This window comes from Sorangium sp. So ce1036 (assembly GCF_051369805.1).
GTDB classification, from domain to species: domain Bacteria; phylum Myxococcota_A; class Polyangia; order Polyangiales; family Polyangiaceae; genus Sorangium; species Sorangium cellulosum_F.
Genome location: NZ_JBBMOX010000001.1, coordinates 3,773,318 through 3,799,706 on the forward strand (window position 1 = coordinate 3,773,318; position 26,389 = coordinate 3,799,706).

A 26,389-nucleotide genomic window follows, 5' to 3' on the forward strand; every position below is an offset into this window, starting at 1 on the left:
GCCGTCGTACCGTTGCCGCTCGTATTTTACTCGGCCATCGGCCTGCTTCCCGGAGCGCCCGACGCGCATCCCCCTCCGCGCGCCTACCGTTGCCTCTCTTGGTTCATCCGGACGGGGCTCGCCCCCGCCCGGCGCGGCGACCGCGCTCGCTCTCGGCCGGAGCGGCGCGGGGCCAGGGACGAGGCCAGGACGCCGGGCAGGTCGAGGCGCGCCCGGACTCGACGGATCAACTCACCCGCTGGCGACGACCGGCGCTCCAGGCCAGGCAGGATCCGAGTTGCGGCCTGATACGCTCCTCGCCGGCCGTGATGGCGCACCACGCAGAGGATTGAATCATGTACATCCCGTCCAATTTTCGTGTCGAAGATCCGGCGACCCTGGACGCCTTCGTCGCCGAGAACCCCTTCGCTACCCTCACCAGCATGCTGCGCGGCGAGCTGTTCGCGACGCACATTCCGCTGCTGCTGGTCCGCGAGCACGGTCAGCCGGTGTTGTACGGGCACATGGCGCGAGCGAATCCGCACTGGCGGGCCTTCGACGGCGCGGCGCAGGCGCTGGCGGTGTTCCTCGGAGCGCACGGCTATGTCTCCGCGAGCTGGTACGAGGAGGCGCCGTCGGTGCCGACGTGGAACTACGCGGCCGTGCACGCCTGCGGGCGCCCCAGGGTGATCGACGACGCGGCCGCCCTCTCCGATCTCATGGCCCGGCAGGCGGCCGCGTTCGAGGGGGGCGGCGCGCGCGCCGCGTGGAAATACGAGGGATTGCCGGAGGACTACCGCCAGGAGAGGGAGCGCCACATCGTCGGCCTCCGCATGCCGGTGGAGCGCCTGGAAGGAAAGTTCAAGCTGAGTCAAAACCGCGCGCCGGGCGACCGCCAGCGCGTGATGGAGGCCCTGCGCGAGACCGGGCGGCACGGCGATCTCGCGCTGGCCGAGGAGATGAAGGCACGAGTGCCCGCCGGCTCGTGAGCGCGCTTTGCGGCGCGGGCCACCCGCGGATGCGTGATCGCGGCCGCAGCGCCGCTCGGCGCCTCGATGCCGGCGATCCCCGGAGAAAACGCAGAAGTCAAGGCCCGACCAGGCTGTGAGCCCCGGCGCCCGCCCGGGTGGCCTCACGAAACCCGCCTCTCGCCCGGGTGGCCTCAGGCGCTGTCACGGCGGCGCCACAACGCCCCCTTCGCTGCATTGCGCAATGCGCGTCATCGATCCACGGAGCTGCTCCGGTGGAATTCACGAAATGAGATGTCGCGGGGAGGCCCCGAGTGGAGCCGAGTGGGGCTGAGTAGAGCAGGGTGGGCCCATTTTCGTCTGGATGTGCGAAGGGCGTTTGAGTTACCCTGAAAACAGGGGCGTCGACCTTTTGGCCCGAGCGCGTGGGCCCGCGCTCGTCGAGGTGTGTCGTGAGTTTGAGATCGTCTTATCTGGCTTTGGCGGTGGGATTGCTGCACGTGGCAGCCGCCTGCGGCGGGGGACCCTCCTCCACCCTGGTCGGCGACCCCGGCGCGGGCGGCGCGGGGGGCGACATGAGCTCCGGCGGAGAGGGCGGCAGCGGCGGCGATGGCGAGTTCGGTCTGAGCGTCGGCGTCGGCGCCGGCGTCGGCGGGCAGGGCGGCGCGCCGGACCCGTGCGCCGGCGAGGATCCGCCCCCCGAGTGCGCCTTGCCGCAGGAGCCCGCCTGCGGCGACGGCAAGATCAACCAGGCCAGCGAGGCGTGCGACGACGGCAACAGCGTGCCTGGCGACTGCTGTTCCGGCCTCTGCGAGATCGAGCCCTACTGCGAGTGCCCGACGCCCGGTGAGCCGTGCGTCCTCACCATCGCGTGCGGCGATGGCGTGCTGGATCCGGGCGAGTTCTGCGACGACGGCAATACCGTGGACGGCGACGGGTGCAGCGCCGACTGCTACGTCGTCGACCCCTCGTACGTCTGCCCGACGCCGGGCGAGCCCTGCACCCTGCTCTACGACTGCGGCGATGGCCGCGTGAACGGCTCGGAGGAGTGCGACGACCGGAACGAGGTGTCCGGCGACGGCTGCGACGCGACGTGCAAGCGCGAGGCGGGCTTCGTGTGCCCGAGGCCCGGGCAGCCGTGCTCGCGCCTGCCGGTCTGCGGCAACGGAGACAGGGAGCCCGGCGAGCAGTGCGACGACGGCAACGCCGTGAGCGGCGACGGCTGCTCGAGCCTCTGCCGGCAGGAGTCGTTCTACGACTGCGCGATCCCGGGGCAGCCCTGCGAGCTGCTGATCCGGTGCGGCGACGGCGTGATCGACCCCGGCGAGGTCTGCGACGACGGCAACACCATGAGCGGCGACGGCTGCAGCGACGCTTGCAAGGTGGTGGATCCGCTGTACGTGTGCCCCGAGGAGGGGAAGCCCTGCCTCCTCCTCTACCGGTGCGGCGACGGTCGCGTGAACGGCGGCGAGCAGTGCGAGGACGGCGACGACCCGCCGGTCTCCGGCGACGGCTGCAGCGCGGACTGCATGCGTGAGCCGGGCTTCGAGTGCTCCCGGCCCGGGCTGCCGTGCACGCGCCTGCCGGTCTGCGGCAACGGGCTCCAGGAGCGCGGCGAGCAGTGCGACGACGGCAACACCGCGAGCGGCGACGGCTGCTCGAGCCTGTGCCGGCAGGAGGCGCTCTACAGCTGCCCGATCCCGGGGCAGCCCTGCGAGCTGCAGTTCCGGTGCGGCGACGGCGTGGTGAATCCGGGCGAGGTCTGCGACGACCGCAACAACGTGAGCGGCGACGGCTGCAGCGCCGACTGCAAGATGGTGGAGCCCAATCACGGGTGCCCCGTCGCGGGGCAGCCCTGCAACGTCCTCCAGTGGTGCGGCGACGGCCGCGTGAACCTCGACGAGGAGTGCGAGGACGGGGGCAACCCGCCGGTCTCCGGCGACGGCTGCAGCGCGGACTGCATGCGCGAGCCGGGCTTCGTGTGCACCCGGCCCGGGCAGCCGTGCACGCGCGTGCCGGTCTGCGGCAACGGGCAGAGGGAGAGCGGCGAGCAGTGCGACGACGGCAACACCGCGGGCGGCGACGGCTGCTCGAGCCTGTGCCGGCAGGAGGCGTTCTACACCTGCTCGACCCCGGGGCAGCCCTGCGAGCTGCAGATCCGGTGCGGTGACGGCGTGATCGACCCCGGCGAGGTCTGCGACGACGGCAACGCCGTGGGCGGCGACGGCTGCAGCGCCGACTGCAAGGCGGTGGAGCCCAATCACGGGTGCCCCATCGCGGGGCAGCCCTGCAACGTCCTCCAGTGGTGCGGCGACGGCCGCGTGAACCTCGACGAGGAGTGCGAGGACGGGGACGACCCGCCGGCGTCCGGCGACGGCTGCAGCGCGGACTGCATGCGCGAGCCGGGCTTCGTGTGCACCCGGCCCGGGCAGCCGTGCACGCGCGTGCCGGTCTGCGGCAACGGGCAGAGGGAGAGCGGCGAGCAGTGCGACGACGGCAACACCGCGGGCGGCGACGGCTGCTCGAGCCTGTGCCGGCAGGAGGCGTTCTACACCTGCTCGACCCCGGGGCAGCCCTGCGAGCTGCAGATCCGGTGCGGCGACGGCGTGATCCACCCGGGCGAGGTCTGCGACGACGGCAACGCCGTGGGCGGCGACGGCTGCAGCGCCGACTGCAAGGCGGTGGATCCGTCGTTCGTGTGCCCCGATCCGGGCCAGCCCTGCGACCGCCTCTTCGCGTGCGGTGACGGCCGCGTGAACGGCAGCGACGTGTGCGACGACGGCAACACCGTGAGCGGCGACGGCTGCTCGGCCGGCTGCCAGCTCGAGGAGGGCTGGGTCTGCAGGCCGGGCCGGCCGTGCACCGAGCGGACCTACTGCGGCGACGGCGCGGTGCAGTCCGGCGAGCAGTGCGATGACGGCAACACCGCGGGCGGCGACGGCTGCACGGCGCAGTGCCGGATCGAGCTCGGCTGGACGTGCCCGACGTCCGGCGGCCCCTGCACCCCGCCCGCGCCGCCCGAGTGCGGCGACGGCGTGATCGGCGGCGCCGAGCAGTGCGACGACGGCCAGGCTCCGCTCGACGGCGACGGCTGCAGCGCGGCTTGCGAGCTCGAGGAGGGCTGGGACTGCTCGCGCGTCGGGTTCCCCTGCAAGACGATGTGCGGCGACGGGCTCAAGCGCGGCGCCGAGCAGTGCGACGACGGCAACGAGTTCCCCGGCGACGGCTGCGACGCGTCGTGCCGGATCGAGCTCGGCCGGGTGTGCGACGACGGCGAGCCCCAGGACTGCACGGGCTTCTCGGTCTGCGGCGACGGCATCCGGGAGGGCACCGAGGTCTGCGACGACGGCAACGGCGACTGGCGCGACGGCTGCACGCCGGACTGCAAGTCCGAGCCGGACTGCTCGGCCGGCGCGTGCACCTCGCGGTGCGGCGACGGCATCCTCCTGCCCGGCGACCCCACCGAGGAGTGCGACGACGGCAACAGCGAGAGCGGCGACGGCTGCTCCGACGAGTGCGTGATCGAGGCCGGCTACGTCTGCACCACGCAGCCCACCGAGATGCGGCTGCCGATGGTCCTGCGCGACTTCATCGGCTGGTGCCCGCAGGACTACACCTTCAGCTCCACGGCCAACGGCGCGTGCGACGCCAACCAGCGCGACGGGATCAGGGGGCATTTCGACTTCGAGATCAATCCGGACGGCGCGCAGATCGACGGCACCGTCCTGACGACGCTCGACGCCGACGGCAAGCCGGTGAACGCCCGCGGGAACGGCTTCTTCACGCCGTCGAGCGCGAACGGCTGGACCTCCGGGCAGGACAACTTCCGGTGGTGGTACCGGGACAACCCGAACTACAACCGGACGTTCGTCACCACCATCGACCTGGTCGAGACGAGCCCTGGCACCTTCGCCTACGAGCGGGAGCCGTTCTGGCCGCTGGACCCCAACCCGGCCGGCGGGGATCCCGCGCTGGAGAGCCTGGTCGCCAGCAACCTGGAGCTGGCGCAGAACGGAGACGGAGGCGGGAGGCACAACTTCTACTTCACGAGCGAGGTCCGTTACTGGTTCCAGTTCAACTCGGACCCCGGGACGGCCGACCCGGTGCTCACGTTCTACGGTGACGACGACGTCTGGGTGTTCATCAACAACACGCTGACCGCGGACATCGGCGGCATCCACCAGCGCAACCAGGAGAGCGTGACCATCCGCGACGACGGCACGGCCCTGGTGACCCCCTGCGCCGAGAACAACTGCCCACGGCGCAACCCCTACACCGTCAACCTGAACCTCGAGCACGGCAGGGTCTACGAGATCGCGGTCTTCCAGGCCGAGCGCCACGTCACCGGGTCGAACTACCGGCTCACGCTCGGGGGCTTCAGCGCCGGCACCTCGGTCTGCACGCCCGAGTGCGGGGAGGACCCGCCGGTCGTGACGCCGGGCGAGGAGTGCGACGATGGCAGCAGGAACGGGGACGGCTACGGCCAGTGCAATGACTGCCGGCTCGGGCCCTACTGCGGCGACGGCGTGACGAACGGCCCCGAGGCCTGCGACAACGGCGTCAACAACAGCACGTACGCCAACGCGTCCGGCGCCTGCGCGCCCGGGTGCGTGGAGCCGCCCCGGTGCGGCGACGGCCAGGTGAACGCGCCGTACGAGGCGTGCGACCTCGGCGCCGGCAACACGGAGACCGGGTACAACGGCTGCACGACCTCGTGCGAGATCGGGCCGTCGTGCGGCGACGGCATCGTCAACGGCGGCGAGGAGTGCGACGACGGCATCAACGACGGCGCCTACGGCACCTGCAACCCGGACTGCACGGACGCCCCGCGCTGCGGCGACAACCGCGTCGACGCGGAGTGGGGCGAGGAGTGCGACGCCGCGAACGACCCGAGCTGCGTGCATTGCCGGATCGGCGAGCACTGCGGCGACGGGATCACGCAGACGGAGTACGGCGAGGAGTGCGACGACGGCGTGAACGACGGCGGGTACGGGCAGTGCGGCCCCGGGTGCGTGTCCGGGCCGCGGTGCGGCGACGGCATCGTCCAGCCCGGCGAGGAGAGCTGCGATCTCGGCGACGGGAGGAACACCGGTGAGTACGGCGGGTGCGACGCCCTCTGCAAGTACGCGCCGTACTGCGGCGACGGCGTGACGAACGGCCCCGAGGCGTGCGACGACGGCGTGAACGACGGCTCCTACGGCACCTGCGGCCCGAGCTGCACGCCGGCCCCGCGCTGCGGCGACAACCGCGTCGACGCGGACTGGGGCGAGGAGTGCGACGTCGCGAACGACCCGAGCTGCGTGAACTGCCGGATCGCCACGCACTGCGGCGACGGGATCACGCAGCCGCAGTTCAACGAGGAGTGCGACGACGGCGTGAACGACGGCGGGTACGGGCAGTGCGGCCCCTCGTGCGTGTACGGGCCGCGGTGCGGCGACGGCATCGTCCAGCCCGGCGAGGAGAACTGCGACCTCGGCGACGGGAGGAACACCGGCGAGTACGGCGGGTGCGACGCCCTCTGCAAGTACGCGCCGTACTGCGGCGACGGCGTGACGAACGGCCCCGAGGCGTGCGACGACGGCGTGAACGACGGCTCCTACGGCACCTGCAACCCGGGCTGCACGCCGGCCCCGCGCTGCGGCGACGGCAGCGTCGACGCGGACTGGGGCGAGGAGTGCGACGTCGCGAACGACCCGAGCTGCGTGAACTGCCGGATCGCCACGCACTGCGGCGACGGGATCACGCAGCCGCAGTTCAACGAGGAGTGCGACGACGGCGTGAACGACGGCGGGTACGGGCAGTGCGGCCCCTCGTGCGTGTACGGGCCGCGGTGCGGCGACGGCATCGTCCAGCCCGGCGAGGAGAGCTGCGATCTCGGCGACGGGAACAACACCGGCGAGTACGGCGGGTGCGACGCCGCCTGCGAGTACGCGCCGTACTGCGGCGACGGCGTGACGAACGGCCCCGAGGCGTGCGACGACGGCGCGAACGACGGCACCTACGGCACCTGCAGCCCGGGCTGCACGCCGGCCCCGCGCTGCGGCGACAACCGCGTCGACGCGGACTGGGGCGAGGAGTGCGACGTCGCGAACGACCCGAGCTGCGTGAACTGCCGGTTCACCGCGCACTGCGGCGACGGGGTGCCGCAGCCGCAGTTCAACGAGGAGTGCGACGACGGCATCAACGACGGCGGGTACGGGCAGTGCGGCCCCGGGTGCGTGTACGGGCCGCGGTGCGGCGACGGCATCGTCCAGCCGGGCGAGGAGGACTGCGATCTCGGCGACGGGAAGAACACCGGCGAGTACGGCGGGTGCGACGTCCTCTGCCAGTACGGGCCGTACTGCGGCGACGGCATCATGAACGGCGCGGAGACCTGCGACGACGGCGTGAACGACGGCTTCTACGGGAGCTGCATGCCCGACTGCACGCCGGCGGCCAAGTGCGGTGACCGGCGCGTGGACGAGGAGTGGGGCGAGCAGTGCGACCCCCCGAACGAGGCCGCGGGCTGCAGCAACAACTGCCGCCTCGGCGCCCAGTGCGGCGACGGCGTGGTCCAGGCCGGCGAGCAGTGCGACGACGGCGAGAACGACGGCGGTTACGGCGAGTGCGGTCCGCGCTGCCAGCTCGGTCCGCGCTGCGGCGACGGCATCCGCAACGGCGAGGAGCAGTGCGACGACGGTGACGGCCACAACACCGGCGGCTACGGCAAGTGCGCGCCGGGCTGCGTCTACGGCCCGTTCTGCGGCGACGGCAAGGTGCAGAGCCCCTACGAGGCGTGCGACGACGGGAACCGCAAGAGCGGCGACGGCTGCAGCGTGACCTGCCAGCGCGACGGCATCCCGCGGTAGCCCGGCGCGAGCGGGCGCGCGGGGCCAGGCGTCCCAGGCGTCGACCGACGCCGGCCCCGCGCCCTCGCCGCCCGCGCCCCACGTCCTCCAGGGCCTCCGCGGAGGCCCCACCGGCGCGCGTCGCGCCCCTCCTGCCCCCCATCCAGCTCACCCTGTCCGCTCACCCGGGCGGCGCGCGCCGTGCGGCCGGGCCCCGCGGCGCCTGGCCGGTCGCGTTGACAGTCCGGGAAGGCCGCACTACTAGCCGACATGGCATTCATCTACGATGAGCCGAGCAGGACCTTCGGCGAGTACCTGCTCGTCCCGAACCTGACGACGAAAGACTGCGTCCCCGCCAACGTCGACCTCACGGCCCCCGTCGTCCGGTTCAAGGCCGATCCGAGCGCGAGCCCACCGGACCCGAGGCAGGCGCCGCTCACGATCAACGTGCCCGTCACCAGCGCGCTGATGCAGTCGGTCTCGGGCGCCGAGCTCGCGATCGCGCTCGCGCGCTGCGGCGGGCTGTCGTTCATCTACGGCTCGCAGGGCATCGAGGAAGAGGCCGCCATGGTGCGGCGCGTGAAGAACTACAAGGCCGGGTTCGTCGTGAGCGACTCGAACCTGCGCCCCGACGCGACGCTGGGCGACGTGCTCGCGCTGACCGAGCGCACGGGGCACTCCACGATCGCGATCACGGAGGACGGCACGCCCACGGGCAAGTTCGTCGGCATCATCACGAGCCGCGACTACCGGCTCGGCAAGACGCCGCTCGGCACGCCGGTGCGCGAGATCATGACGCCGTTCCGCTCGATCCACTGCGGCAAGGTCGGCATCGACCTGGAGGAGGCGAACGAGCTCATCTGGCGCCACAAGCTCAACACCCTGCCGGTGATCGACGAGCGCCAGCACCTGCACTACCTGGTGTTCCGCAAGGACTACGAGTCGCACCAGGAGCACCCGCTCGAGAACGTGGACCGCGAGAAGCGGCTGATCGTCGGCGCCGGCATCAACTCGCGCGATCACGAGGAGCGCGTGCCGGCGCTGATGGAAGCGGGCGCGGACGTGCTCTGCATCGACTCGTCGGACGGCTACTCGGAGTGGCAGCGCGACACCATCGCGTTCGTGAAGTCGAGATACCCGCACGGCTACATCGGCGCCGGCAACGTGGTCGATCGCGAGGGGTTCCTCTACCTGGTCGAGGCCGGCGCCGACTTCGTCAAGGTGGGCATCGGCGGCGGCTCGATCTGCATCACGCGCGAGCAGAAGGGCATCGGTCGCGGCCAGGCGTCGGCCGTGATCGAGGTGGCCAAGGCGCGCGACGAGTACTTCCGGAAGACGGGCATCTACGTGCCGATCTGCTCCGACGGCGGTATCAGCCAGGATTACCACATCACGATCGCGCTCGCGATGGGCGCCGATTTCATCATGATGGGCCGCTACTTCGCGCGGTTCGACGAGGCGCCGGGGCGCAAGGTGCGCGTGAACAACCAGTTCGTGAAGGAGTACTGGGGGGAGGGGAGCAACCGCGCGCGCAACTGGCAGCGCTACGACCACGGCGACACCGCCAAGAAGAAGGACCAGCTCGAGTTCGAGGAGGGGGTCGACAGCTACGTGCCGTACGCGGGCAAGCTGAAGGACAACCTCGACGTCACGCTCGCCAAGGTGCGCTCGACGATGTGCAACTGCGGCGCCCTGACGCTCCGCGATCTGTACATGCGCGCGCGCCTGACCGTCGCCTCGGCGGTCAGCATCCGCGAGGGCGGCGTCCACGACGTGATGCTGAAGGAGACGCGCACCAGCCCCCGAGAGGCCTGAGCGCGCCGCGTCGGGGCGGGCTGCCCGGCGCGCGCAGAGCTCGCCGGTAGGCGTGCTGCCGCCGATGGACTGGCAGAACACGGCGCCGGGGGCGATCTCGATACACGCGTTCGAGCAGCACTGAGCCGGGCCGTCCCACGCCTCGCCTACCGGGTCGCACACCCCCCTGCGCGGACGCAGACCGACACGCCGTTGCCCCTGCGCGCGCAGAGGTTGCTGCAACACTCGCTGCCGCCCAGCGCGCGATCCTGTGTGATTTCGGCGCTCCGGAGCCGCATGCGGCCGGATCGCTCGCTCGGCGCACCGGGGTCGTCGGCCGTTCGATTCTTGAGCCGCCGACGGACCGCGGCGCGACTGCAGCTTCGGATGATCTTCGTGGGTGGGGGAGGTGTGCTCATGGCGGGCAGCGCTACCGCGCGGGCGAACGCCACCTTGGCAGCCTGCGCCGAGGGCATCGTGCTGCGGAAGGGCTCGTGAGCCCGAGGGCATCGTGCTGCGGGGGACCCGTGAGCCCGAGGGCAGATGCGGAATCTCTTCAGCCCGCTCGCAGCGCGCCCTTGCGCTTCGAGCTGTCGCCGCGCGGGGCTGACCCCGTGGCTTCAACGACCGCGATCCAGGCTTTGCCAGAGAGGGATGTATGCGAATCCAGGGCTGTCTCCGAGCCATGCTCGTCGCGCTCGCCACGGCGCTCGCCGTGCCCGCCTGCAGCAGATCGCCGCAGATCACGGCGGAGAGCATCGAGGACAACTGGGCGCTGACCGAGCAGCACGAGCCCGGCTCGGTCGTCATGACCGTGGCCCAGGATGGGCAGGTGTCGGTGCTGGTGAAGGACCGCGACGGCAAGCCCATCGAGGAGGGCGTCTCGGGCAGGGTCACCGTCAAGGTGCCTGGCAAGGGCGGAGCGCCGGTGATCGCAGAGCTCGTGCCGCAGCCCAGGGCGGGGGGAGTGCTGCTGGCCAAGATCCCGGCGCTCGAGGATGACCTCACGGAGGTCAGCTACGAGTTCAAGGTGAAGGGCGCGGCGCTCAACGGGGTGCTGCCCTCGTGCTCGCGCCCGGGCCCGATCGGCGCTATTTCACCGGCAAGCTGGCCGTGAAGGTCAACCCGACCAAGATCACGGTGGTGCTGAAGCACGGCGGCCGCACGGACGTGGTGCTCTGCAATCATCGTCCGGGCTCGGTGATCGTGGTCGGCCCGAGCGCGCCCGTGATCGGCATCCTGGTGGCCACCGCGTGGGCCGTGAAGGTCCGCGCCAGGCCGACGGTGGTGGTGCACGACGACGATGACGACGGCGGCCGGGTCCTCGTCATTCACAAGGGAAAGGGGAAGGGCAGATGGCGCTTCAGGAGATGGTGAATGCAATCTGCGTAACGGCCCGTCCGAGGAGCCCCGTGTGCGCGATCTCTCTATGAAGGACCTCATTCACAGGAGCCTCTCACGATGATGAAAAGAAGCGATGCGTGTGAGCCACAGGCTGGCCTCGGCCGCCGGATACCGTCCAGCGCTCGCCCTGTGCGATGCGCCCTGCTCGCGCTCGCGTGCGCCGGCGCTGTCGGCTGCGGCGGCGACGACACCACGGGTACTCCCGAGGACGTCGACGTTTCGGCCGGCGCCACGGCCGTCGTGGCGATCCTCAATCCGGTGGTGAACGAGCCGCACAGCACGGGGGTGCCCGCCGAGCTCGGGGACGCGCGCGACGGGATCGTCGTGGCCGCCACGCCGGGCGGCCGCGACATCACGGCGGACGGCATCGCGGTCGTGGGCGCGCCGGCCGGCGGCGTCGAGCTCGATGTCGCGGGCGCCACCCTCTCGCACACGATCCAGGCGGAGGGGGACGTGGTGGACGCGCCGATCGCCTTCTCCGGCTCCGCTGCGGCGTTCTTCGACAACACGCCCATCCGCTACGCCGTCAGCGAGGCGTCGGGCGCGATCTTCCTCGATCCGTCGGTGCCCATGGCCGATCTCGAGGCTCGCCTGGCCGAGGACGATCGGGTCGTCGTGCTGCGCCCAGGCAGGTACGTCGGCAGCATCACGATCACCGGCAGGGGCACGCTCCTGTACGGCGAGGGGTTCCTCGAGCGCGCGGTGGTCATCGACGGCGGCATCACGGTGCAAGGCGAGGCGGTGCGGCTGCGAGGCCTGACGATCACGGGCGATCTCGCGTCGAGGGGCAACGATTTCGGCATCAGCTTCTCGGTCGTCCGAGGGAATGTCAGCATCACGGGCAACGCGGGCGCGTTCGTTCGAAACGTGTTTTGCGGTGAGACGGTGGTGCCCTCGAGCAATGCCACGCTGCTCGACAACCACGGTGTCGCGCCGCTGAACGACCTGCCACCGGTCGTGTGCGACTGAGCGAGGCGGTCACCCGCTTCGGATCTGGGCCCGTCTCGACGTTTTCGGTGCTCAGCGCACAGGAGTGCGCTTGCGCGCCGAAAACGCCGATCTGGGCCCGTCTCCTGTGCAGGTGACCGCCTCGCTGCGGCGCTTGTGCCGGAGGCGGAGGGGAACCGCTCTAGAGGGGTTGATAGAGCTGGATCAGGTTCCCGCAGGTGTCCGAGAACACCGCGATCATGACCGGGCCCGCGGGCGTGGGCTCCTGGGTGAAGGCGACCTGGCGCTCCTTCAGGCGCGTGAACTCGGCCTGGAGATCCGTCACCTCGAACGCGGTGAGCGGGATGCCCTGTGTGAACATCGCCTGCTGGAACGTCTTCGCCGCCGGGTTGGCGTTCGGCTCCAGCACGAGCTCGACGTCGTCGGGGCCCTCCGGCGAGACCACGGTGATCCACCGGTACTCCCCGACAGGGATGTCGTGCTTCTTCTTGAAGCCGAGCACCTCGGTGTAGAACTTCAGCGCTCGGTCCTGGTCCTCGACCATGATGCTGTTGAGCTTGATCTTCATCGATCTCCTCGCTGAACGGATGGTTCGAGGCCGAGTCTGTCAGGGCCGCCCGGCTCAGGCTTCTCGAAAACTGCGAAACGCATCGGGCGGCAGCCGTCCCATCAGGGTGAGGCACCCCGGGACGAGCTCCCACGGGAGCTTCCCCGGCACCTGGACCATCGCACGCAGCCGCCGCCGGTACGCCGAAGGCGGCACGCCGATCCGCTGCGCGAAGAGGGCGCTGAAGCTGCCGAGGCTGGAGAACCCGACCTCCATGCACACATCGGTCACCGAGTGCTGCCCGGCCGCGAGGAGCTCCTTGGCCAGATCGAGGCGCCGCCGGATGCGGTACTGGTGCGGGGTCACGCCGAACACCGCCTCGAACTGCCGGATGAAGTGATAGGGAGAGATCGCCGCCGCCCGCGCCACGTCCTCGATCGACAGCTTCGAGTCGTGCACCTCGGAGAGCAGGTCCCGCGCCCGGCAGAGGTTCCTCAGCGCGTCGCGTCCGAGCAGCATCGCCTGCGCACAAGAGTAGGCCGACACGGCGGTGAGGACAACCGGCCCATCGGGAGCCTCGCCCGGAGGGGCGATTGGACCGCCCGCGGGGCGTCGCTCGCGTCGCGAGAGGGGCGGTGGGACCGCCCGCGGGGCGTCGCTCGCGTCGCGAGAGGGGCGGTGGGACCGCCCGCGGGGCGTCGCTCGCGTCGCGAGAGGGGCGGTGGGACCGCCCGCGGGGCGTCGCTCGCGTCGCGAGAGGGGCGGTGGGACCGCCCGCGGGGCGTCGCTCGCGTCGCGAGAGGGGCGGTTTCACCGCCTCCGTCAGCGCGCCTCGCTCGAAGCGCAGCCCGCGCCGCCCGTCCGGCTCGCTCCAGCCGCGACCTGCGCGAACGCGCCGGCGAAGCGGCGCCGGAGGTCGGCGTCCTCGATCAGCTTGTCACGCAACGATCGCGACAGCTCGAGGTGATAGAACGGCGCGCCCACCTGCCGTGACCAGCGCGCCTGCACGTTCGTGGCGCCGCCGAGCTTGTCGATGTCGGCCGGGAAGGCGAGGACCTTTCCCTGGATCTTCCCGTCGCGGAGGACCGCCCGCAGCGGGTCGAGCAGCCGGTCGAGATCGGCGCCCTGACCGACGGCGCTGCCGATGACGGCGGCGTCCGGCGCCGAGCTGTCCTGGAAGCCGTGCAGTTGCACCGTGGGCATGCCGGGGAAGCCCTGGAGCAGCGCCCGGTGCGCCGACAGGAAGAACGAGCGCTCGGCGTGCGCCACGTCCGCGAAGGCGAGCGCCGCGGCCGCGCGCGCGCGCGCTTCTACGCTCTCTTCCCGCGTCCCACCGCCATCGGCCTGGGCTCCCTGGCCCGCGGCACGCTCCCCGCCCCCCGCGGCGCGCGCCCCGCCTCCCTTCGCACGCGCGGCCCGCCGCCCATCCCGCTTGGCATCCGCCGCGGCGCGCGCGCCGCTGCCCCCATCCTGCTTGGCATCCGCCGCGGCGCGCGCGCCTCCGCCCCCATCTTGCCCCGCATCCCCCGCGGCCCGCGGCCCACCGCCGCCGCCCCCGCCTCCCTCGTTCGTGCTCTCGCCCTCGGCGCCGCCCTCTTCATCCGGCGCGCCGCTGCCCGGCCTGGGCCGCCCGCCGTACCGGTGCGAGGTGTTGATGAGCAACGCGCGCGCCCGCTGCGCCTCGAACACGGCGAGCGCCAGGGGCAGCGTCCCCTGGTCGAAGAACGTGTGCGGCGCCTCCACGAGCAGCGGCGCCGCCGGCCCCACCCGCAGCACCACCGCGACCGCGCCGCGGCGGCGCGCGCCGTCCTCGAAGAGCACCCAGAGGTCGCGGCCGGGGAGCACCCGCAGCGCGAACCCGGCCGGCGCGGCCGGCGGCGCCTGCCGCTCCTGCGCAGCTCGCGCCGCCGCCGCGACCCACGCGCCGTACGACCGCGCCTCCGCGTCGTCCGGCGGCGCCGCGACGAGGTGGCGCCCGCCCTTCCGCAGCGACCCGAGCTGCTCGTCCAGCGCCGCCTGCTCGGCCCCGTCAGGCTGCGCCGCCGCCCCGGCCTCCGCTGCCCCGGCGTCCACCTCGGCCTGCCCAGGGCTCGTCACCATGCCCGCTGGGCCCGCCGTGCCCGGCGCGCTCCCCACGCCCCGACACACCCCCTGCGAGCAGCCGACGATTGTGAACAGCACCACATAGCCTGCGCTCTTCATGCCCGTCCTTGCCGTGCCGACGCAACCCCGGTGACCCCTGCGCAGCAACCTCGGTGACCTCTGCGCCGCAACCTCGGTGACCCGTGCGCCGCATTTCCGGCGACCTCTGCACTTTTCTCATGCCACGGGCTGCATGACCAGGATGACGCTTTGCGTTGTGGCGCGCCGCCCGATCTTCCTCCGCGGGGGCGGTTTGCGCTAGGTAGCTCCGCATGCCTCGCCCCTTCGAGCCCGTGGAGGCGCCGCCGCTCGCAGAGCAGGCCGGCCGCACGTTTCCGCGCCTGATCGAGCTGATGCAGCGGCTCCTCGCGCCCGACGGGTGCCCGTGGGACCGCGAGCAGACCTTCGCCACCCTGCGGCGCTACGTGCTCGAGGAGGCCTGCGAGGTCATCGACGCGATCGACGGCGGCGACCGCAAGGAGCTGTGCGCGGAGCTCGGGGACCTCCTGCTCCAGGTGGTGTTCCAGGCCGAGCTCGCGCGGGCCGAGGGGGCCTTCGGCCCCGACGACGTGATCGCCGCGATCTGCCAGAAGCTCGTGCGGCGCCACCCCCACGTGTTCGCGGACGAGCGCGCCGAGAACACCGACGAGGTGCTCCAGAACTGGGAGCGCATCAAGGCGGCGGAGCGCGCCCAGCAGGGCAAGGACCGCGGCGTCCTGGGCGGCGTCCCGCGCAGCCTGCCGGCGCTGACGCGCGCGCAGCGGGTGGGTGAGAAGGTCGCGCGCGTCGGCTTCGACTGGCCGGACGCGCGGGGCTCGCGCGCCAAGCTGGACGAGGAGCTCGGCGAGCTCGACCGGGCGTTCGCGAGCGGCGACCACGGCGCCATCGAGGAGGAGCTCGGCGACGTGCTGTTCGCGCTCGGGAACCTGGCGCGCCACGCCGGCGTCGACGCGGAGGGGGCGCTGCGCCGCACCATCGACAAGTTCACCCGGCGCTTCGAGCACGTCGAGCGGCGGGTCGTCGAGCGACACGGCGGCTGGCCCACGACCGCCGCGGGCGACACGCTCACGCTGGAAGAGCTCGACGGCTACTGGGACGAGGCCAAGCGCGGCGAGCGGCCCGCCTGATCCGCGCGACCACCCCGCGCCCGGTCGGCATCGCGGTCGCGCATCCACCCGCGGCGCCGCGCGCTCAGAGCAGGTAGCGCTCGCCCGAGTCGGGCAGCACCGTGACGATCGTCCCGCGCACCCTGCGCGCGATCTCCACGGCCGCGTGGACGTTGGCGCCGGAGCTCGGCCCGACGAGGAGCCCCTCCTCGCGGGCGAGGCGCCGCACCATGCGGGTCGCGGCCGCGTCGGTCACCGCGAGGACCTCGTCGATGAGCGAGCGATCCAGGATCGCCGGCACGAAGCCCGCGCCGAGGCCCTGGATGCCGTGGGGGCCGGGGCCGCGCCCCGAGAGCACCGCGCTCTTCGCCGGCTCGACGGCGCAGATGCGGACCGCGCCGCCGAGCTGCTCCCGGAGCACGCGCCCGCAGCCGGTCAGCGTGCCGCCGGTGCCCACGCCCGCGACGAAGGCCGCGACGTCGCCGCCCGTCTGCGCGAGGATCTCGACGCCGGTCGCGCGCGCGTGCGCGTCGGGGTTCGCCGGGTTCTGGAACTGGCGGCTCGTCCAGGCGCCCGGCGTCGCCTCGCAGATCTCGACCGCGCGGGCGACCGCGCCCGCCATGCCCTCGCGCTCGGGCGTGAGGACGATCTCGGCGCCGTACGCGCGCAGGATGTGCCGGCGCTCGACGCTCATGTCCTCGGGCATCACCACCACGCAGCGGTAGCCGCGCACCGCGGCGATCATCGCGAGGCTGATGCCGGTGTTGCCGCTCGTCGCCTCGACGATGGTCGACCCCTTCGTCAGCGCCCCCTCGCGCTCGGCGCAGAGCACCATGCCGAGCGCCGCCCTGTCCTTGACGCTGCCGCCCGGGTTCATGGCCTCGAGCTTGCCGTACAGGACGCCGCCCCCCTCGGGGGACACCCGGGCGAGCCGGACGAGCGGCGTGCCCCCGATGAGCGACAGCGCGTCGGGCACGACCGGGCCGACGCGGACCGGAGCCGCCGGCTCGGTAGATGAGCCCTCGCCGTGCGGCTCCTGCGCGCACGAGGGGCCGATGCCCAGGACTCCAGGGGATGACATCGCGTCCAGTGTACACGCGGCCGGGCGGCGCGCTCTAAATCGAGATCTCCGAGAAGACGCCGTAATGATCCGAGGCGGCCACGCCGTCCACGACCTCGTCGAAGACGACCCTCGACGAGAGCGGCTTGCCCCGGACCCGCTTGTCCGGGCCGCGCACGAAGATGTAGTCGATGCGGCGCGGGTACTCGTGCGTGATCGCCGCGAACGGGTTCTGCGCGGGATCGTAGGTGAAGCCCGGGCCCGCGCCCGTCTGATCGAACGTGTCCGCGAAGTACACGCTCTTCTGGTTCAGGGCGTGCAGGCCCTTCAGGAACCGGATCTCGGTGGACTCGGGCTGCGCGTTGAAGTCGCCGACCACGACGGGCGGCAGGCCCTCCATCGGCGCCTCGCGCATGACGACGTCGGCCACGGCGACGACCTGCGCCTCGCGCACGGCGCCGTGGTGGAACTTCCAGTTCAGGTGGGTGACGAAGAACGGGAGCGCGCCGTGCGGCGAGCCGATCTCGGCGAACAGGATCGAGCGCCGCTCGTCGGTGTCGCCCGTGGGCAGGGGGAACACCTGGGTCCGCGCGATCGGCCAGCGCGACAGCACCGCGTTGCCGAAGAGCACCCCGCCGCCGAGGTCGTGCGCCGCGCCGAAGGCGACCTCGTAGCCGAGCCCCTCGGCGATCATGTCGGCCAGCGACTGGCCGTCGTGCGCGAGCACCTCCTGCAGGCCGATGAGGTCGGGCGCGAGATCGACGAGCCCCTTGCGGATGAGGGCGAGGCGGGTCTCCCAGGGGCCCTGGCGGTTCCAGATGTTCAGGGTGAGCACGCGCAGGGACTGGCGGACGATGATGCCGGAGCTGCTCTGCAGGGAGCCCCGGGGCCCGGAGCCTTCTCGAGGACGTTCCATGCCGAGGGGCTACGCCAGCTGCACGTCCGAATCCAGCCCGTGATACGAAGGACACGACGCAAGCCGTCGCCCCTCCAGCGTGGAAGGGCGACCCTGACCGGGAGATACCTGGATGATCGCGTGTGCCCCTCGAAGGTGGCGGCCGGAATCGGCCTCCTTCCGATCTCGATCCCCGCTCCGCCTGCCCACGAGCCTCCTCCTGCCCGCGCTGCTCGCGCTGCTCGCCGGCTGCGAGAGCAAGATGGAGCCCAAGGAGTGCGACACGATCCGCGGCGACGCCTTCGAGCTCGTGAACAAGGCGCAGCACTGCAACACGGACGCCGACTGCCGCCAGAGCGAGTGGCCGGGCTGCGCGAAGCCCGTCAGCCAGGCGACCTTCGAGAAGATCAAGCCCATGGCCGAGCGCTACAAGACCGGCAAGTGCGAGGAGCCGCAGGTCGAGTGCAAGAGCCCGCCGGAGTCGTACTGCAAGCAGGGGCTGTGCGTGCACCGCGAGCTCGGCACGACGGAGGGGGCGGGCGCAACGCCCACCGATCAGATCCAGATCCAGTGAGCGCGCCGCGGCGGGCGCGCTCCACGGAGGGGCGCCCGCCGCCCGGCGCGCCGCGCCGCCCGCGCGATCCGGCGCGCCGCGCCGCCCGCGCGATCCGGCGCGGCGAGGCGGTCCGCGCTTGACGCGCGACCCCCAAGGGGTCACGGACGCGGCCGTGAGCGAAGGCTTCTATCGGGGAAAGCGCGCCGTGGTGACCGGCGCCGGCGGGTTCATCGGCAGCCATCTCGTCGAGGCGCTGGTCCGGGAGGGCGCGCGCGTGCGGGCGCTCGTCCGGTACACCTCGAGCTCGCGGCGCGGGCACCTCGACCGGCTCCCCGAGGACGCGCTCGCCGAGGTGGAGGTCGTCCCCGGCAACGTGGAGGACGCGGGCGCGGTCCGGTCGCTCGTGCGCGGCGCCGACGTCGTGTTCCACCTCGCGGCGCTGATCGGGATCCCGTACTCGTACGTGGCCCCGCAGCAGTACGTGGCGACGAACGTGCAGGGCACGCTGAACGTGCTCGAGGCGGCGCGCGAGCACGGCGCGCGCGTGGTCCACACCTCGACGAGCGAGACCTACGGCACGGCGCGGTACACGCCCATCGACGAGGCGCACCCGCTGACGGGCCAGTCCCCCTACTCGGCCACGAAGATCGGCGCCGACAAGCTCGCCGAGAGCTACCACCTCGCCTTCGGCCTCGAGGTCGCGACCATCCGGCCGTTCAACACCTACGGCCCGCGGCAGTCGTCGCGCGCGATCATCCCGAGCGTGATGCAGCAGCTCGCCGCCGGGTGCGCCGAGATCCGCATCGGGAGCACCGCGCCGGTGCGGGACCTCAACTTCGTCGCCGACACGGTCGCGGGCTTCCTCCTCGTCGGCGCGAGCGCGCGGGCCGTGGGGCAGACGCTCAACGTGGGGAGCGGCCGCGCCGTCTCGATCGGCGATCTCGTCCGGCTCATCTTCGAGGTGACGGGCAAGCGCGCGGAGCTCGTGACCGACGAGGCCCGGGTGCGCCCCGACGCGAGCGAGGTCATGGTGCTGCTCGCGGACTACCGCCGCGCCGCGGAGCTCGTCGGCTACGCGCCCCGGGTGACGCTCGAGGAGGGCCTCGCGCGCACGTACGCATACGTCGAGCGGCACCTCGCCGACTACCGGCCGCGCGAGTACGCGATCTGACGCACGACGCCGCGCGACGGCGGCGCGCCCCGCGCGCCCGCGCCCGCCGGCCGGATGGAACGCCATGTGGAAGATACCTCTCAGCGATCTCTCGTTCGGGCCTGAAGAAGCCGAGGCCGCGCGGCAGGTGGTCGCGTCGGGCTGGCTGACCATGGGGGAGCGCACGGCGCTGTTCGAGCAGCGGCTCGGCGAGGCGCTCGGCACCCCGCGGGTCCTGGCCGTGACGAACTGCACCGCGGCGCTCCACCTCGCGTGCGTGGCGCTCTCCATCGGCCCGGGCGACGAGGTGATCTGCCCGAGCCTGACGTTCGTGGCGACCGCCAACGCGGCGCTCCTGTGCGGCGCGACCGTGGTGCTCGCCGACGTCGTCGGCGAGGGCGATCTCGGCGTCGACCCGGCCGACGTCGCCCGCAAGATCACCCCGAGGACGAGGGCGATCACGGTCGTCCACTACGCCGGGTACCCCTGCGACATGGACGCGATCTCCGCGATCGCGGCCGAGCGAGGGCTCGCGGTGATCGAGGACGCGGCGCACGCGCCGCTCGCGACGTACCGGGGCAGGGCGCTCGGGACGCTGGGGGACGTCGGCTGCCTGAGCTTCTTCTCGAACAAGAACCTCGCGGTCGGCGAGGGGGGCGCCGTGATCGCGAGGGACGACGCGCTCCTCGCGCGCATGCGGCTGCTCCGGGCGCACGGGATGACGACGCTCACCCTCGACCGGCACAAGGGGCACGCGTTCACGTACGACGTCGTGGACGCGGGCATGAACTACCGCATCGACGAGATCCGGAGCGCCATCGGCCTCGTGCAGCTCGGCCGCCTCGCGGCGGGCAACGCGCGGCGGCGGGCGCTCGCGGCGCGCTACCACGAGCGCCTCGCCGCGGCGCGCGGCGTGGGGCTCCCGTACCGCGACTTCTACGCGCGCGGGCTGGGGGAGAGCGCGCACCACCTCATGCCGGTGCTCCTGCCCGAGGGCGCCTCGCGCCCGGCCGTGATGGAGGCGATGAAGGCGCGCGGCGTCCAGACGAGCGTGCACTACACGCCGATCCACCGCTTCTCGCACCACGGCGCCGAGGCCCGGGTGCGCAAGGAGGGGCTCGCGCGGACGGACGCGATCGCGGCCCGCGAGCTCACGCTGCCGCTCCACCCGCGCATGCAGGACGAGGACGTCGACGCGGTGTGCGACGCGCTCGCCGCCTCACTCCGGTAGGTAGCGCTGCCGGTTCCTCTCGAACTCGTCCTGCGCGTCGGCGAAGTCGTCGCTCCTGCCGATGTCGAGCCAGTGGCCCCGGAAGGGGAGGGTGGCCACCGGCTCGCCGGCCGCGAGCAGCGCGTGCATGAGGTCGTCGAACCCGAAGGGGCGGCCCTCCGGGATGAAGCGCAGCACGCTCCGGCTCATGGCGTAGATGCCCATGCTGACCCAGAACGTGAACGTGGGCTTCTCGCGGAACCCGACGACACGCCCGGCGGGGTCGAGGTCGAGCACCCCGAGGTCGATCTTCGAGGCGCGCTCGCAGACCGCGACGGTGAGCGGCGCCCCGGACGCCTCGCCGGCGCCGTGGAGCGCGGCGAAGTCGAGGTCGCAGAGGATATCGCCGTTCATCACGAGGAAGCGCTCCGGGAGGGCCGCCTCGACGAGCCTCAGCGGGCCCACCGTCCCGAGCGGCGTCTCCTCGCGCTGGTAGGTGATCCGCAGCCCGTACCGGCTCCCGTCGCCGAGGACGGCCTCGATGAGCGCGGCCTGGTGGCCGATGCACATCACCACCTCGGTGACGCCGGCGCGGGCCAGCTGCCGGAGGAGGATCTCGACGATCGTGCGATCGCCGATCGGCATCAGCGGCTTGGGGATCAGGGCGGTGTAGGGGCGGAGCCGGGAACCTTTGCCGCCGGCGAGCACGACTGCCTTCATGCGGGGACGTATACCTACGCGTCGCCCGGATGGGGGACCATTCCGCATGTCCGCGCGCGGTCCTGGGCGGCCTGTCCTCTCTGATTGACTCTGTTGCGGCGGGTCTTTAGTGATGTGGAGAGCGTCCCGCGGCATGCGCAGGCCCTGCGGGGAGAGATGTAACCTTCACACGCGACATGGGCAAAACCTCATGACGATGGTACCTCCGTCCCGCACCACCGCCAGGAAGCGCCGGAAGCTCGGGTATCGCGGCAGCGGCACCCTCGCCATGTGCGGTCCCGGCCCGCACCCGGGCGGCCCGCTGTTCCAGCGGCTCTGCGCGCTGGCGGACCGCTTCGCCGCGTGCAAGGACGATCCGGCCGCGGCGCAGATCGGGAGCGTGCTGTCGCTGCTCGCGCTCCACGCGGCCAGGCCGGACGACCGGGATTTCCGCCTGACGTTCGGCTCTTTCGTCATGGACCTCGCGCTGGATGACGAGGCGCGCGCGCAGGCCCGGGCCCAGGGCGCGGGCCCGATCCCGTACGGGCGTCCGCTCCTCGCGCGCTCGTACGGGCGCCCGCTCCTCGCGCGCTGACGAGCCTGCACGATGAGCGCGCGAGAACTACCGACACGCCCCGCGGGGCGTAGCAAGCGGACGACGTCAGCCTCGGTCGTGCTGCTCGTGAGCGCGAGCGAGCAGCTCGCGGAGCGTTGCCGCCGGCTGGTCTTCGTCGAGGGCGCCGACCTGCTCGCCTGCGACCTCGTGTCGCTCCGCGGGAGCGCGGCCTGGCTCAACCCGCTCGCGATCGTGATGACCCAGGACGTGCGGGCGTTCGATCCGGAGGGGTTCGTCGAGCTCTCGCGGCGCATCGGCGCGGAGCTCGTGATCCTCCCGTCCGAGAACGTCACGGATACGCAGCTCACCGCGATGATCACCGCGGCGCTGGACATCGCGCAGCGCCGCCGGGCCGACTGAGCGGAAGCGAGGCAGCGCGCGGACCGGGCAGGGAGCGGGCTGCGCGGCGAGGCGGACAGCGGGCTGCGCGGCGAGGCGGGCAGCGGGCTGCGCGGCGGCCGCCGCGTCAGTCGCGCGGCGGGAGGACGTCCCCGGTGCGGCTCGCCCGGAGACACCCCTCGTCGAAGCCGAGCTTGCACGCCTTCGTGAACAGCTCGGTCGCCTTCTCGGGGTCGCGCGGCACGCCTTCTCCCTGCGCGTGGAGGTCGCCGAGCTCGACACAGGCGGGGGCGTTGCCGCGCTCGCAGACGCGCCGGAAGAGCGCGGCCGCGCGCCCGGGGTCGGCGCTCACGCCCTCGCCGCGGAGGTAGGCCCTGCCGGCGGCGAGGCATCCGAGGTTCGCGCCCGCGTCGCAGGCGCGCCCGTAGAGCGCCGCCTCCTCGCCGCTGTCGCCGCGCGCGAGCTTCTCGTGGTAGGCGTCGCCCAGCCGCAGGCAGCCGCGCGCGCTCCCCTCCGCGCAGGCGGCCTTGAACAACCCGAGCGCCCGCTCCACGTCGATCGAGACGCGCGCGCCGCTCAGGTACATCGTCCCCAGCGTCACGCAATCCTCGATCTGGTGGTCGATGCAGCCGTTCGTGCAGCCGACGAGATCGTCGTCCCCGCAAGGCAGCCGCAACCTCGGCGGGGGCGCCTCCGCCGGCGGAGCCGCGACGACCGGCGCGGCTGCGGGGGCGGGTCGCGCGGGCGACGCGGCGTGGCGCGGCGCGCTCGCGGCGGTCCCGCCGCAACCGCAGAGGAGGAGCGCGGTGAGGAGCGCCGGGGTGAGCTCGCGCACGTGCATGCTCGAACTCATGACACACCGATCGACTTCCCCCAACGCGCCCAGGTCCGTCTGCTCCGGGCGCACGGGGCGCCTGCCCCGGGCGCGAGGCGCATCCGCCCCGGTCGCGTCTGGCGGCCGAGCTCCGGGCTAGTGCCCCGCCAGGCCCCGGTGTAAACCCTTCCCATGCCTCTCATGAGCCCTCCTCCGCTCCGGACGCTGGATGAGCCCAACCTGGAGGCGCTCATCGAGCTGATGTTCCTCGCGGCGTTCGCCGACGGCGAGTTCAGCCAGGAGGAGAAGCTGCACTTCTCCCGCAGCGTCGAGTCGCTCACGGACCGCCGCATCCCCCAGAGCACGATGGACGAGCTCATCCAGCGCGTCGTGGCGCAGCTCCAGCAGGAGGGCCGCGCCGCCCGGCTCGCGGCGCTCAAGGAGCGGCTCGCCACCCCGCCCGCCCGGAAGGTCGCCTTCTCCCTGGCCGCCCAGGTCGTGGTCGCGGACGGCATCGTTCGGGACAGCGAGCGCGATCTCCTGCTCCAGGTCGCCGAGGCCCTCGAGCTCGATCAGGCCGAGGCCGCGGACGTCCTGCGGAAGCTCGCCGCCTCGTGAGCGGCCGGCCGCCGCGGGCCGCCGCGCTGACGGGCCCCGGGGCGCGCGCCGCAGGGTGAACCCGCGCCGTCGTTTTCGGTTACGATGGCGGCGCCGTGACCTGGTCCTCCACCGGCTCGTTCCTGATCCCGTTCCCGGTCCCGGGCACCGCGCTGACCTCGACCCGGGGGACCTACGTGATCGGAGCGCTCATCGGCGATGGCCAGTACGGCTCGGTGTACGAGTGCATCGGGCCGTTCGGCCAGCCGTACGCCCTGAAGATGCTGCGACCGGCGAACAAGCCGTACCAGGTCGTCAAGGAGGAGTGGTCGCGCGAGATGCTCCGCCTGGAGAGCTTCCGCCACCCGAACATCGTCTACATCCACGACGCGTTCGAGGTGAACTACCTGTTCTACCTGGCGCTCGAGCGGTGCGACACGAGCCTCAGGGCGCTGCTCGGCACCCCGTTCCAGCCGTCGCTGCTCGTGGAGCTCTCGCGCCAGCTCTTGATGACGCTCCAGTACCTGCACGACAACGGCGTCGTGCACGCGGACCTGCACGCGGGCAATGTGCTCATCTCCCAGCTCGACCACAGGCCGCTCGTCAAGCTCACCGACTTCGGCGTGGCCCACCAGCTCGACGGCACCACCCGCTGGTTCCGCCCGCAGGTCGCCAACCCGAAGATCCTCGTGCCGGAGCTCGTGACGGCGGGGTACACGACGACGCAGAGCGACCTCTACCAGCTCGGGCTGCTCATGTACCAGATGCACACCGGCCTGCCGGCCATCGACGTGGAGGCCCCCTACGAGGAGATCACTCGGCAGATCGCCGAGGGCGCCCCGCGGCAGAAGGCCGAGGCGCTCGGCACGCCGCTGAGCCAGGTCATCGCCAAGCTGCTGCGCCGCCGCGACGCGTACCGCTATCACTCCGCGCGCGAGGTCTGGGACGACCTGCAGCAGCTCCGCTGGCCGTAGCGCGATCCCCGCTGCGTCGCGCGCGGCTCTCGGGCTACACCTCGCGGCATGACCGCCGCCTCACCACGCGTCGTCTCGCTCACGCCCGCGGTGTTCCACCTGCCGGACGCGGTGAACCAGGTCTCTCGCACCTACGGCGAGAGCCCGATCGTCCCGCGCGGACCGCGCCTCCGGCCGCTGCTCGACCGGGCCCGCCGCGGCATCGTCGAGGCGCTCGGCGCGCCGAGCTACGAGGCCGTCCTCCTGACGGGCTCGGGCTCGACGTCGATGGCCGCCGTGCTCGGCTCCTGCCTGCGCCGTGACGAGCGGCTCCTCGTCGTCCGGAACGGCGCGTACGGCGACCGGATCTTCGAGTTCGCCGGGACGCTCGGCCAGCCGGTGGTCGACCTGTGCCTCCCGTACGGCGAGCGCCCGGACCTCGCGAAGATCGAGGCCGTCCTCGCCGCGGACGAGGCCGACGCGGTGGCCATCGTGTACGGGGGCACGTCGACGTGCACGCTGAACCCCGTGGCCGAGGTCGGCGCGCTCGCCAGGAAATACGGCAAGAAGCTGCTCGTCGACGGCATCAGCGCGCTCTTCGTCGAGCCGATGGACCTCGAGGGCTCCGGCGTCTCCGCCGTCATGGGCTCCTGCAACAAGGGCCTCCACAGCCACCCGAACCTGACCGTGGCGCTCGTCCGCAAGGACCTGCTCGCCGAGATGGAGCGCATCCCCGCCCGCGTCCCCAGCCTCGAGCTGCACAAGACCTGGCGCGCCCAGCAGGGCGGCGCGCACCCCTACACGATCGATCCGATGAGCCTCTGCCAGGTGATCGCGGCCTTGGACCACCTCGCCGCGACGGGCGGCGTCGCCGGGCGACACGCCGTGTACCAGGCGCGCTGCGCGATCCTGCGCCCGGGCTACGAGCGGCTCGGGCTGACGATCGCGCGCTGGCCGGGCATGCCGCTCCAGTCGATCGGGACCGCGCTGCACATCCCCGCCGGGAGGACCTATGACGAGATGGCGAGCCGGCTCGCCAGCGAGCCGGTCGAGGGGCACGTGTTCGAGATCTACGCGGCCCAGGGGAAGCTGTCGGACAGGCTGTTCAGGATCTTCCACATGGGCGAGTACCCGCTCGAGGTCTACGAGATCTTCCTCGAGGCGCTCGCGCGCGTCGTCTGAGCGCGGCGGCCCCGGATCACTTCGCCGCCTTGGGCGCGCCCTTCTTCCCGGCCGCCGCGGCGCCGGCCTTGTCGCCCTTGCCCTCGTCCTTGCCCTCGTCGCCGACGCCGAGCAGCTCGATGTCGAAGACGAGCGTCGCCTTGCCCGGGATCTTCGGCGGGGAGCCGGCCTCGCCGTAGGCGAGGCGCGAGGGGATCGTGAGCTTGCGCTTGCCGCCCACCTTCATCCCGACCACGCCCAGATCCCAGCCCTTGATGACCTCGGCCTCGCCGATCGTGAACTCGAACGGCTCCTTGCCGACGGACGAGTCGAACTCGGCGTTGTTCTTCAGCAGCCGCCCCGTGTAGTGGACGCGGACCCGGTCGCCGTCCTTCGCCTCGGCGCCGGTGCCCACGGTGACGTCTTCCTTGATCAGGTCGGCGGGCTCCGGCTCGGGGGGCTTCACGGCGGGCACGGCGCTGCCCGGCGGCAGCTCCGGCTCGGGGACCTTCTCCTCGCAACCCGCGGCCGGGCCGAGGACGACGGCGAAGGAGACGGCGAGGACCAGTTGGGTGAGCTTCATGGCGCACGTCTTACGCACCCGGAGCGGGGCGATCAACGGTC

General features: G+C 72.4%; 23 protein-coding genes. 15 read left to right on the forward strand and 8 right to left on the reverse strand.

All coding sequences use genetic code 11. The features are described 5' to 3' along the window. Positions 1-335 precede the first annotated feature (335 nt). The 6 genes from WMF31_RS14500 to WMF31_RS14525 all read left to right on the forward strand — a co-directional run bounded on the left by WMF31_RS14500 (position 336) and on the right by WMF31_RS14525 (position 11,941). The gene (locus tag WMF31_RS14500; protein ID WP_436602509.1) at positions 336-968 is read left to right on the forward strand and encodes an FMN-binding negative transcriptional regulator; all 633 of its coding nucleotides are present in this window, start codon (positions 336-338) and stop codon (positions 966-968) included. A 464-nt stretch (positions 969-1,432) separates the two neighbouring features. Continuing rightward, positions 1,433-7,795, forward strand: coding sequence for a DUF4215 domain-containing protein (locus tag WMF31_RS14505; RefSeq protein WP_436602510.1), 6,363 nt, complete (start codon positions 1,433-1,435; stop codon positions 7,793-7,795). Between the two features lie 249 nt (positions 7,796-8,044). Next, complete coding sequence (locus tag WMF31_RS14510) at positions 8,045-9,589, forward strand: IMP dehydrogenase (RefSeq protein ID WP_436602511.1); 1,545 nt, start codon at positions 8,045-8,047, stop codon at positions 9,587-9,589. 664 nt (positions 9,590-10,253) lie between these two features. Beyond that, positions 10,254-10,685 carry a hypothetical protein gene (locus tag WMF31_RS14515; RefSeq protein ID WP_436602512.1) on the forward strand — a complete coding sequence of 144 codons (432 nt, stop codon included), beginning with the start codon at positions 10,254-10,256 and terminating at the stop codon, positions 10,683-10,685. Next, positions 10,682-10,945: a hypothetical protein gene (locus WMF31_RS14520; protein WP_436602513.1), complete on the forward strand. Its 264-nt coding sequence runs from the start codon at positions 10,682-10,684 to the stop codon at positions 10,943-10,945. Before WMF31_RS14515 ends, WMF31_RS14520 begins: the two co-directional genes overlap by 4 nt. Positions 10,946-11,101: 156 nt before the next feature. After that, positions 11,102-11,941: a hypothetical protein gene (locus WMF31_RS14525; RefSeq protein WP_436602514.1), complete on the forward strand. Its 840-nt coding sequence runs from the start codon at positions 11,102-11,104 to the stop codon at positions 11,939-11,941. A gap of 160 nt (positions 11,942-12,101) precedes the next feature. Here the strand turns inward: WMF31_RS14525 and WMF31_RS14530 are convergent, their stop codons facing one another. The 3 genes from WMF31_RS14530 to WMF31_RS14540 form a co-directional block, all read right to left on the reverse strand. After that, entirely contained in the window at positions 12,102-12,488 is a 387-nt protein-coding gene (locus WMF31_RS14530; RefSeq protein WP_436602515.1) for a VOC family protein, read from the reverse strand. A 54-nt stretch (positions 12,489-12,542) separates the two neighbouring features. Further along, positions 12,543-12,986, reverse strand: coding sequence for a helix-turn-helix transcriptional regulator (locus WMF31_RS14535; protein WP_436602516.1), 444 nt, complete (start codon positions 12,984-12,986; stop codon positions 12,543-12,545). Between the two features lie 303 nt (positions 12,987-13,289). After that, positions 13,290-14,669 carry a hypothetical protein gene (locus WMF31_RS14540; RefSeq protein WP_436602517.1) on the reverse strand — a complete coding sequence of 460 codons (1,380 nt, stop codon included), beginning with the start codon at positions 14,667-14,669 and terminating at the stop codon, positions 13,290-13,292. Positions 14,670-14,881: 212 nt separating this feature from the next. Between WMF31_RS14540 and mazG the strand changes: the two genes are divergently transcribed. Continuing rightward, on the forward strand, positions 14,882-15,736 hold the full coding sequence (gene mazG / locus WMF31_RS14545) for a nucleoside triphosphate pyrophosphohydrolase (RefSeq protein ID WP_129349555.1): 855 nt from the start codon (positions 14,882-14,884) through the stop codon (positions 15,734-15,736). Positions 15,737-15,800: 64 nt separating this feature from the next. On the opposite strand, the gene cysK is transcribed toward mazG, so the two are convergent. Both cysK and WMF31_RS14555 read right to left on the reverse strand, forming a co-directional pair. Continuing rightward, complete coding sequence (gene cysK, locus WMF31_RS14550; RefSeq protein WP_436606561.1) at positions 15,801-16,691, reverse strand: cysteine synthase A; 891 nt, start codon at positions 16,689-16,691, stop codon at positions 15,801-15,803. A gap of 139 nt (positions 16,692-16,830) precedes the next feature. After that, positions 16,831-17,691, reverse strand: a complete 861-nt coding sequence (locus WMF31_RS14555; RefSeq protein WP_436602518.1) for an endonuclease/exonuclease/phosphatase family protein — start codon at positions 17,689-17,691, stop codon at positions 16,831-16,833. A 112-nt stretch (positions 17,692-17,803) separates the two neighbouring features. On the opposite strand from WMF31_RS14555, the gene WMF31_RS14560 reads away from it, so the two are divergent. From WMF31_RS14560 to WMF31_RS14570, 3 genes are all read left to right on the forward strand, one after another. Continuing rightward, a complete protein-coding gene (locus WMF31_RS14560) occupies positions 17,804-18,244 on the forward strand; it encodes a hypothetical protein (protein WP_436602519.1) in 441 nt (146 codons plus the stop codon). Between the two features lie 154 nt (positions 18,245-18,398). Further along, the gene (locus tag WMF31_RS14565; protein WP_436606562.1) at positions 18,399-19,397 is read left to right on the forward strand and encodes an SDR family NAD(P)-dependent oxidoreductase; all 999 of its coding nucleotides are present in this window, start codon (positions 18,399-18,401) and stop codon (positions 19,395-19,397) included. Positions 19,398-19,461: 64 nt separating this feature from the next. After that, positions 19,462-20,607, forward strand: coding sequence for a DegT/DnrJ/EryC1/StrS family aminotransferase (locus tag WMF31_RS14570; RefSeq protein ID WP_436602520.1), 1,146 nt, complete (start codon positions 19,462-19,464; stop codon positions 20,605-20,607). On the opposite strand, the gene WMF31_RS14575 is transcribed toward WMF31_RS14570, so the two are convergent. After that, positions 20,596-21,306: a nucleotidyltransferase family protein gene (locus WMF31_RS14575; RefSeq protein WP_436602521.1), complete on the reverse strand. Its 711-nt coding sequence runs from the start codon at positions 21,304-21,306 to the stop codon at positions 20,596-20,598. The two genes, WMF31_RS14570 and WMF31_RS14575, sit on opposite strands and share 12 nt — an antisense overlap. 190 nt (positions 21,307-21,496) lie before the next feature. On the opposite strand from WMF31_RS14575, the gene WMF31_RS14580 reads away from it, so the two are divergent. Beyond that, entirely contained in the window at positions 21,497-21,880 is a 384-nt protein-coding gene (locus WMF31_RS14580; protein ID WP_436602522.1) for a hypothetical protein, read from the forward strand. Between the two features lie 12 nt (positions 21,881-21,892). Beyond that, entirely contained in the window at positions 21,893-22,261 is a 369-nt protein-coding gene (locus tag WMF31_RS14585; RefSeq protein ID WP_129349541.1) for a hypothetical protein, read from the forward strand. A gap of 106 nt (positions 22,262-22,367) precedes the next feature. On the opposite strand, the gene WMF31_RS14590 is transcribed toward WMF31_RS14585, so the two are convergent. After that, on the reverse strand, positions 22,368-23,093 hold the full coding sequence (locus WMF31_RS14590; RefSeq protein ID WP_436602523.1) for a tetratricopeptide repeat protein: 726 nt from the start codon (positions 23,091-23,093) through the stop codon (positions 22,368-22,370). Between the two features lie 162 nt (positions 23,094-23,255). On the opposite strand from WMF31_RS14590, the gene WMF31_RS14595 reads away from it, so the two are divergent. The 3 genes from WMF31_RS14595 (at position 23,256) to WMF31_RS14605 (ending at position 25,786) form a co-directional block, all read left to right on the forward strand. Continuing rightward, complete coding sequence (locus WMF31_RS14595; RefSeq protein ID WP_436602524.1) at positions 23,256-23,672, forward strand: tellurite resistance TerB family protein; 417 nt, start codon at positions 23,256-23,258, stop codon at positions 23,670-23,672. Positions 23,673-23,767: 95 nt separating this feature from the next. Beyond that, positions 23,768-24,625 carry a serine/threonine protein kinase gene (locus WMF31_RS14600; protein ID WP_436602525.1) on the forward strand — a complete coding sequence of 286 codons (858 nt, stop codon included), beginning with the start codon at positions 23,768-23,770 and terminating at the stop codon, positions 24,623-24,625. 48 nt (positions 24,626-24,673) lie between these two features. Continuing rightward, entirely contained in the window at positions 24,674-25,786 is a 1,113-nt protein-coding gene (locus tag WMF31_RS14605) for a pyridoxal-phosphate-dependent aminotransferase family protein (RefSeq protein ID WP_436602526.1), read from the forward strand. 16 nt (positions 25,787-25,802) lie between these two features. Here the strand turns inward: WMF31_RS14605 and WMF31_RS14610 are convergent, their stop codons facing one another. Continuing rightward, on the reverse strand, positions 25,803-26,348 hold the full coding sequence (locus WMF31_RS14610) for an FKBP-type peptidyl-prolyl cis-trans isomerase (RefSeq protein ID WP_436602527.1): 546 nt from the start codon (positions 26,346-26,348) through the stop codon (positions 25,803-25,805). Between the last annotated feature and the right edge of the window lie 41 nt (positions 26,349-26,389).